The sequence below is a fragment of the Flavobacterium sp. genome, from assembly GCF_043760115.1.
Classification (GTDB): Bacteria; Bacteroidota; Bacteroidia; order Flavobacteriales; family Flavobacteriaceae; genus Flavobacterium.
Genome location: NZ_JAYUPK010000106.1, coordinates 1 through 6,248 on the forward strand (window position 1 = coordinate 1; position 6,248 = coordinate 6,248).

At 28.3% G+C, this 6,248-nt stretch carries 6 protein-coding genes; 4 read left to right on the forward strand and 2 right to left on the reverse strand.

Features of this window, described 5'->3' with window-relative positions; translation table 11 throughout:
* Positions 1-136: 136 nt before the first annotated feature.
* From ACH2BC_RS09120 to ACH2BC_RS09130, 3 genes are all read left to right on the forward strand, one after another.
* Positions 137-649, forward strand: a complete 513-nt coding sequence (locus ACH2BC_RS09120; RefSeq protein WP_395053687.1) for a hypothetical protein — start codon at positions 137-139, stop codon at positions 647-649.
* Between the two features lie 271 nt (positions 650-920).
* Positions 921-1,193, forward strand: a complete 273-nt coding sequence (locus ACH2BC_RS09125; RefSeq protein ID WP_395053688.1) for a hypothetical protein — start codon at positions 921-923, stop codon at positions 1,191-1,193.
* 125 nt (positions 1,194-1,318) lie between these two features.
* The gene (locus ACH2BC_RS09130; RefSeq protein ID WP_395053689.1) at positions 1,319-2,152 is read left to right on the forward strand and encodes an alpha/beta hydrolase; all 834 of its coding nucleotides are present in this window, start codon (positions 1,319-1,321) and stop codon (positions 2,150-2,152) included.
* Between the two features lie 205 nt (positions 2,153-2,357).
* Here ACH2BC_RS09130 and ACH2BC_RS09135 read toward each other — a convergent pair whose 3' ends face one another.
* The gene (locus tag ACH2BC_RS09135) at positions 2,358-3,821 is read right to left on the reverse strand and encodes an aminoacyl-histidine dipeptidase (protein ID WP_395053690.1); all 1,464 of its coding nucleotides are present in this window, start codon (positions 3,819-3,821) and stop codon (positions 2,358-2,360) included.
* A gap of 556 nt (positions 3,822-4,377) precedes the next feature.
* Here ACH2BC_RS09135 and ACH2BC_RS09140 point away from each other — a divergent pair.
* A complete protein-coding gene (locus ACH2BC_RS09140; RefSeq protein WP_395053691.1) occupies positions 4,378-5,379 on the forward strand; it encodes a DUF3810 domain-containing protein in 1,002 nt (333 codons plus the stop codon).
* 387 nt (positions 5,380-5,766) lie between these two features.
* Here the strand turns inward: ACH2BC_RS09140 and ACH2BC_RS09145 are convergent.
* The coding region (locus ACH2BC_RS09145) for an NAD(P)/FAD-dependent oxidoreductase (protein ID WP_395053692.1) at positions 5,767-6,248 on the reverse strand (482 nt) is incomplete at its 5' end.

Below are 6,248 nucleotides of genomic sequence, written 5' to 3' on the forward strand. Positions count from 1 at the left end.
GATTTTTTCTAAACTTATCAATATTCCGACTACAATTCACTATTTTTGAAATAATTATTAATCCAAAAATAGTCAACGTATTTTAGGACAAGACAAAAACTGAACGCGAAAAGGAAATTAACTAAAATTTAAAAATATGTTAGAATTACTTTGGGGAATATTTAATACTGCAATACTTGTTTACTTTATAATTATTTGCTTTAAAGTATTTAAAATTGTCCGTGAAAATCTGGGAGGAATTGCAACATTAATTTTTGTTCTTGGACTAATGTCATTTATTGATAAACCAAACGTTGAAAACAATAAAGTAAAAACTTTTGAAATTAAAGACGAAAGCAAAATTGTAGGTGAAGAAAAAATTAATGGTCATATCTTTACTGAAGATGTAATTTTAGAAAAAAAATTAGTAACTATAATTAGCGCAACGATTACATTTAAGGAATATGATCAACAGGTTAGAATTATTAATGCTAACACAATGATGACAGGATTTGTGAGTGGAATTGATTGGAAAGCTTCAAAAGTTGACATTACAAAGAATAATGACAATTCATATAATTACCAAATAATTGGAACAAGAGATTGGAGAATATTAGGAATAAGAATTTATACTAATATGGAAGATTACAAAGGAAAATTTAAAATTTAATAATAAAGCAATCTGCCAATAGCGATGCTTGTTGCACAATTAAATAAATCTGCTAAAACTTGATTTTGTATAAATTTAAAAAACAAATTGTATTTAAAAATCAGCTAGTTATATTTTTAAAAAATCATTAAAATCTAATTTTGTTGAAAAATTTTAGTTGTGCATCAAGCAAAGCGGTTTTAGGCAATTAAGATTTTAGGCAAACTTTAAAGTTGGTTTTAACTTAGAATTCTGGTAAATCAATTTTAATAAATAATGTAAAAAAAATTCATTGAAAAAACCATACAAAATCATCTTCCTAATAGTAACTACACTATTACTAATTCCATTACTAGCAATGCAATTTACCAATGAAGTAAATTGGTCTTTAATGGATTTTATTTTGGCAGGATTGCTTCTATTAGTTACAGGTTTTGCTTGTAATTTTGTACTTCAAAATATAAAAAATACTAAAACTCGAATTGGCATTTGTATCTTTATTTTAATTTTGTTTTTAATAATTTGGGCAGAACTTGCTGTTGGAATTTTAGATAATTTAACCTAGAATATTCGTTTTTTTTTCAGAAAAAAATCATTTGATTATTTAAAAAAACATAAATTATACAACATAATTAATAGATTGTATAAACTTTTACATCATGATTTTAACTTATTTTGTAATAAAAAATTATGCGATTATTTTCACTTTTAACATTCCTTTTTTTAATTCTTTTTTTTACAAGTTGTGCTTCTAAAAAGTTTAAAAATATAGATTATTTAGCAAATACATCTTCAGATAAAAATCCAACATTAAATGTTTTTAAACCTAGAAATTCTAAGTTTAATAACAATCCAGTTTTGGTATTTGTTCACGGTGGAAATTGGAATTCTGGCGATAAAAAAACTTACGGATTCTTTGGAAGAAACTTTGCCAAAAAAGGAATTACAACGGTTGTTGTGGGTTACACTTTGAGTCCGAATGCCAATTATGATGAAATGGCAATACAAGTAGCAAAAGCTGTAGAATGGGCGAAAGAAAACATTGCAAACTATAAGGGAAACCCAAATGAAATTTTCTTAACTGGACATTCTGCTGGCGGACATTTAATTGCTTTGGTTGGTACAAATTCTAAATATTTACAAGATAAAACTATTATAAAAGGTATAATTCTGAATGATGCCGCAGGTTTAGATATGAAACATTATCTAGAAGAAATTCCTCCAACACAAAAAGATGATTATTTAACAACGTGGACAAACAATTCTGAAACATGGAAAAATGCATCGCCAATTTATTTTTTAGACAAGAATTCGCCACCATTTATGATTTACACTGGCGGAACTAAAACTTACGAAAGTATTCAAGTTTCTAACGATCGTTTTATAAAAGAATTACACAAATTTCAACCTAATGTGCAACCTATTATTTTGAATAAAAAACACGTTTCTATGATGACACAGTACTTTTTTCCTTGGAGCAATCGATTTGATGAGATTGTTGGGTTTATGAGGAAGAATGAATGATTTGGATAAAAAAACTCGCTATTTCTAAACGAGGTTTTATTATATTTCAAACCACTTCGACTGCGCTCAGTGAGACAATGAAATAGTTTAATTTCAAAATCAGTTTTATAACAAAAAAGTAACTTTACTGAACTAAAAAGAACAAAAAAACTCGCTTATTTCTAAACGAGTTTTATATTAATTCTTAATACTTTAAATCTTAATACTATTTTCTCTCAGGAATATTCTCCAAAATCTCCAAAACATATTTATAAAACTTTTGAGACGATTTTATAGAAGCTCTTTCGTCTGGTGAATGTGCTCCGTGAATGGTTGGTCCAAAAGAAATCATGTCCATATCTGGATAATTTGTTCCTAGAATGCCACATTCTAAACCTGCGTGACATGCTACAACTTTTGGTTTTTCATTGTTTTGTTTTTCGTATATTTTTACTAGTACATCTAAAATTTCCGATTTTACATTGGGTGTCCAACCTGGATAACTTCCTCCAAAGGTTACTTCACAACCAAACAATTCGTAAGCAGAACGTAAACTATTTGCCAAATCCATCTTAGATGTTTCTACAGATGATCTTGTTAAATTCTGAATAGAAATTTCGCCATCTTTTACTACTACTCTTGCAATATTATTAGAAGTTTCTACTAAATCTTCCATATCGGCAGACATTCTGTAAACGCCATTGTGAGCAGCATAAATAGAACGTAACAAACCTTCTTGAACTCCTAAATCCATTACATTAGTTGGCAAGTCTGATTTATCTATTTCAATTGTTAAGTTTGGTTCGGTAGTTTTAAATTCGGTTTTAATATCGTTTATAATTTCTTGCATATCAAATACAAAAGCTTCTTCATACATTGTTGCAACAATAACTTTGGCAACACTTTCTCTCGGAATTGCATTGCGCAAACTTCCACCAGATATTTCGGCAATTTGCAATCCAAAATTTTCAAATCCGTCAAATAATAAACGGTTCATAATTTTGTTGGCATTTCCCAAACCTTTGTGAATATCCATTCCAGAATGTCCGCCATTTAAACTTTTAACCGTTATTGTATAACCTACAGAACTTTCTGGAGTTTCCTCTTGATTGTAGCTTCTGTTTGCTGTTACGTCAATTCCGCCAGCACAACCTATGTCAATTTCATCATCTTCTTCGGTATCCATATTTAAAAGAATTTCTCCTTTTAATATTCCGCCTTTTAGGTTCAATGCGCCAGTCATTCCTGTTTCTTCATCAATTGTAAAAAGGGCTTCAATTGCTGGATGTTTTATGTCTTTACTTTCTAAAATTGCCATTATCATTGCAACTCCAAGTCCATTATCTGCGCCAAGAGTTGTTCCTCGAGCGCGAACCCAATCACCATCAACATACATATCAATTCCTTGTGTTAAAAAATCGAAATTGGTATCATTATTTTTTTGATGTACCATATCTAAATGTCCTTGTAAAACCAAAGCTTTACGATTTTCCATTCCGGCAGTTGCAGGTTTTCTTATGATTACGTTTCTTATTTCGTCTTCAAAAGTTTCTAATGCTAAACTGGTTCCAAAGTTTTTTATAAATTCAATTACGCGTTCTTCTTTTTTGGATGGTCTTGGTACTGCGTTTAAATCGGCAAATTTATTCCAAAGATTTTTTGGTTCTAAGTTTCTTATTTCTTGGCTCATTTTTTATTATTTGACACAAATTTATCTTATTCGTGATTGTTTATTATTGTATTCGATGATTTTCAATTCACGAATTTTTACCAATTATATAGTTTTGAAAATTTCACTAAAAAGGTGAAGATTATTTATTGTATTTATTTTTTACACGAATTTCACGAATTCTCACTTATTATATTGTTTTAAAAATTACACTAAAATTTGAGGATTAATTAATTTTATTTTTTAATGTTTGAGTATTTTTACCTCATTCCAAGGAATAAAATCATCCATTTTAGTTGTAGCTCTTCTTTCATCTAATAAATCTTTTATCTCTTAATTCATTGAAAAATCATTGCTTACAGTTTCATAATTAAACTTTTCAATCAATTTAATAAAGAAACTTAATTCATTATTAGGAATATTTAAAGTGATTTGTGTCATAAAACTTATATTTGATTCACAAATTTACAAAAAAGAAATTCTACTTCTATATTTATAAGTATTTTTATAACAAAAAATAATCTTTGTGAAGCGCAAGTTCATTTTACCTTTGTTTCTATTTTTTCAAATACTATTTTTGAAAATAATTGCCTTTTTTCCAGAGATTGTAGAACGATTTTACAGCAACGGATTATTCGTATATATTTCTAGATTTTCTAGAACATTGTTTGGAAGCATTCCGTTTTCTGTTGGAGATATTTTTTATAGTATTTTAATTTTATGGATATTAAAATGGATTTGGAAAGTAAGAAAATCGTGGAAAATCAGTTGGAAAAATAACCTATTAAGTGTTTTAAGTTTTGTTTCTATATTTTATTTTGCCTTTCATATTCTATGGGCATTCAATTATTACAGAGTGCCATTATTTGAAAAAATGAATATTAAAAGAGCGTATTCTGAACAAGATTTGATTGAATTTACTGATAAATTAATTGCAAAGACTAATGCTGTTCATTTGCAAATTACTAAAGATAAAAATGCAAAAGTTGTTGTTCCTTATTCTCAAGATTCTATATTTAAAATGAGTCGGAATGGTTATGATAATTTGGCAAAAACATATCCTTTTTTTAAATATGAAATTCCAAGTAGAAAGAAATCATTGTTTAGTTTACCCTTAACTTATATGGGATTTGGTGGTTATTTGAATCCGTTTACAAATGAGGCACAAGTAAATTATAAAGTTCCAATGAATGGATTTGCAATGGTTGTTAATCACGAAATGGCACATCAAATGGGTTATGCCAGCGAAAGTGAATGTAATTTTATTGGGTTTTTAGCCAGTGTAAAAAATGACGATTTGTATTTTAAATATGCTGCTTATACTTTGGCTTTAAAATATTCTTTACGAAATATTGAAGCATTGAAAGGTGAAAATGTAACAATTTATTTTGATAAAATTAATGCTGGAATACTAGAAAATTTTAAAGAAGATAAATTGTTTTGGGAAAGTTATCACACGTTTATTGATAGCGGTTTTGAAGTATTTTATGATACTTTTTTAAAAATGAATCAGCAACAAGATGGAATGGAAAGTTACAGTAAGTTTATTGATTTGCTTATCAATTATAATCGGTTTTGAGTTTTGGGTTACGAGTTACGATTTTTGAGTTTTGAGTTTTGAGTTTTGAGTTTTGGTTTGGAATACGTAAATTTAAACCGTTGTTTGCAGTTATTTTTTATGCTAATATTTTACGAATTGTCACATTGAGCTTGTCGAAATGTTCGTTTTTAAAGGTCTTTACTTAGTCAGCAAAAGCTAGACTCAGACTGAAATTAGACATCTAATTGACTTTATATTTAATTGAAAAGTGAATTTTAAAACATTTTAATAAATTACACCCAACGAGTTAATTTATAATTGATCTTAAAATTGATAAATTGGCTTTAATATCTTTTAAAAATTTTACCATAATCTGATTTATCAAATCTTAGATGATTTAACTCACAACTCAAAACTCACAACTGACTAAACTTCATCACTAGTAAAAGTTGTAAAACTTTTCTTTTTAAATGGTCTAATAATTAATCGTCCTTCTCTATCAAAACGAATGTAATTGTACACCCAATTTAAAAAAACTACAGCTTTATTTTTAAAACCAATTAGTGAGTACAAATGTACTATCATCCATACAAACCAAGCAAATATTCCACTGAAATGGTAGTTTGGTAAATCTACAACAGCAAGATTTCTTCCTATGGTTGCCATAGAACCTTTATCGTTGTATTCGAAAGGTTTTAGTGGTTTTTTATGTACTAATTTTATAATATTTTCGCCCAATAAATCGCCTTGTTGCAAAGCTGGTTGTGCCATCATTGGATGTCCTTGGGGATATTTTTCGGTTTCCATTGATGCTATGTCGCCAATGGCAAATATATTGTTGTAGCCAACAACTTGATTGTATTGATTTACACGAATACGTTCTACTTTTTCTATTAACGCTGCAGCGC

What these genes read in the sequence shown, in the direction of transcription:
- ACH2BC_RS09120 (WP_395053687.1), top strand. Translation starts at nt 137, where the DNA reads ATGTTAGAATTACTTTGGGGAATATTTAATACTGCAATACTTGTTTAC.
- ACH2BC_RS09130 (WP_395053689.1), top strand. Translation starts at nt 1,319, where the DNA reads ATGCGATTATTTTCACTTTTAACATTCCTTTTTTTAATTCTTTTTTTT.
- ACH2BC_RS09135 (WP_395053690.1), bottom strand. Translation starts at nt 3,821, where the DNA reads ATGAGCCAAGAAATAAGAAACTTAGAACCAAAAAATCTTTGGAATAAA.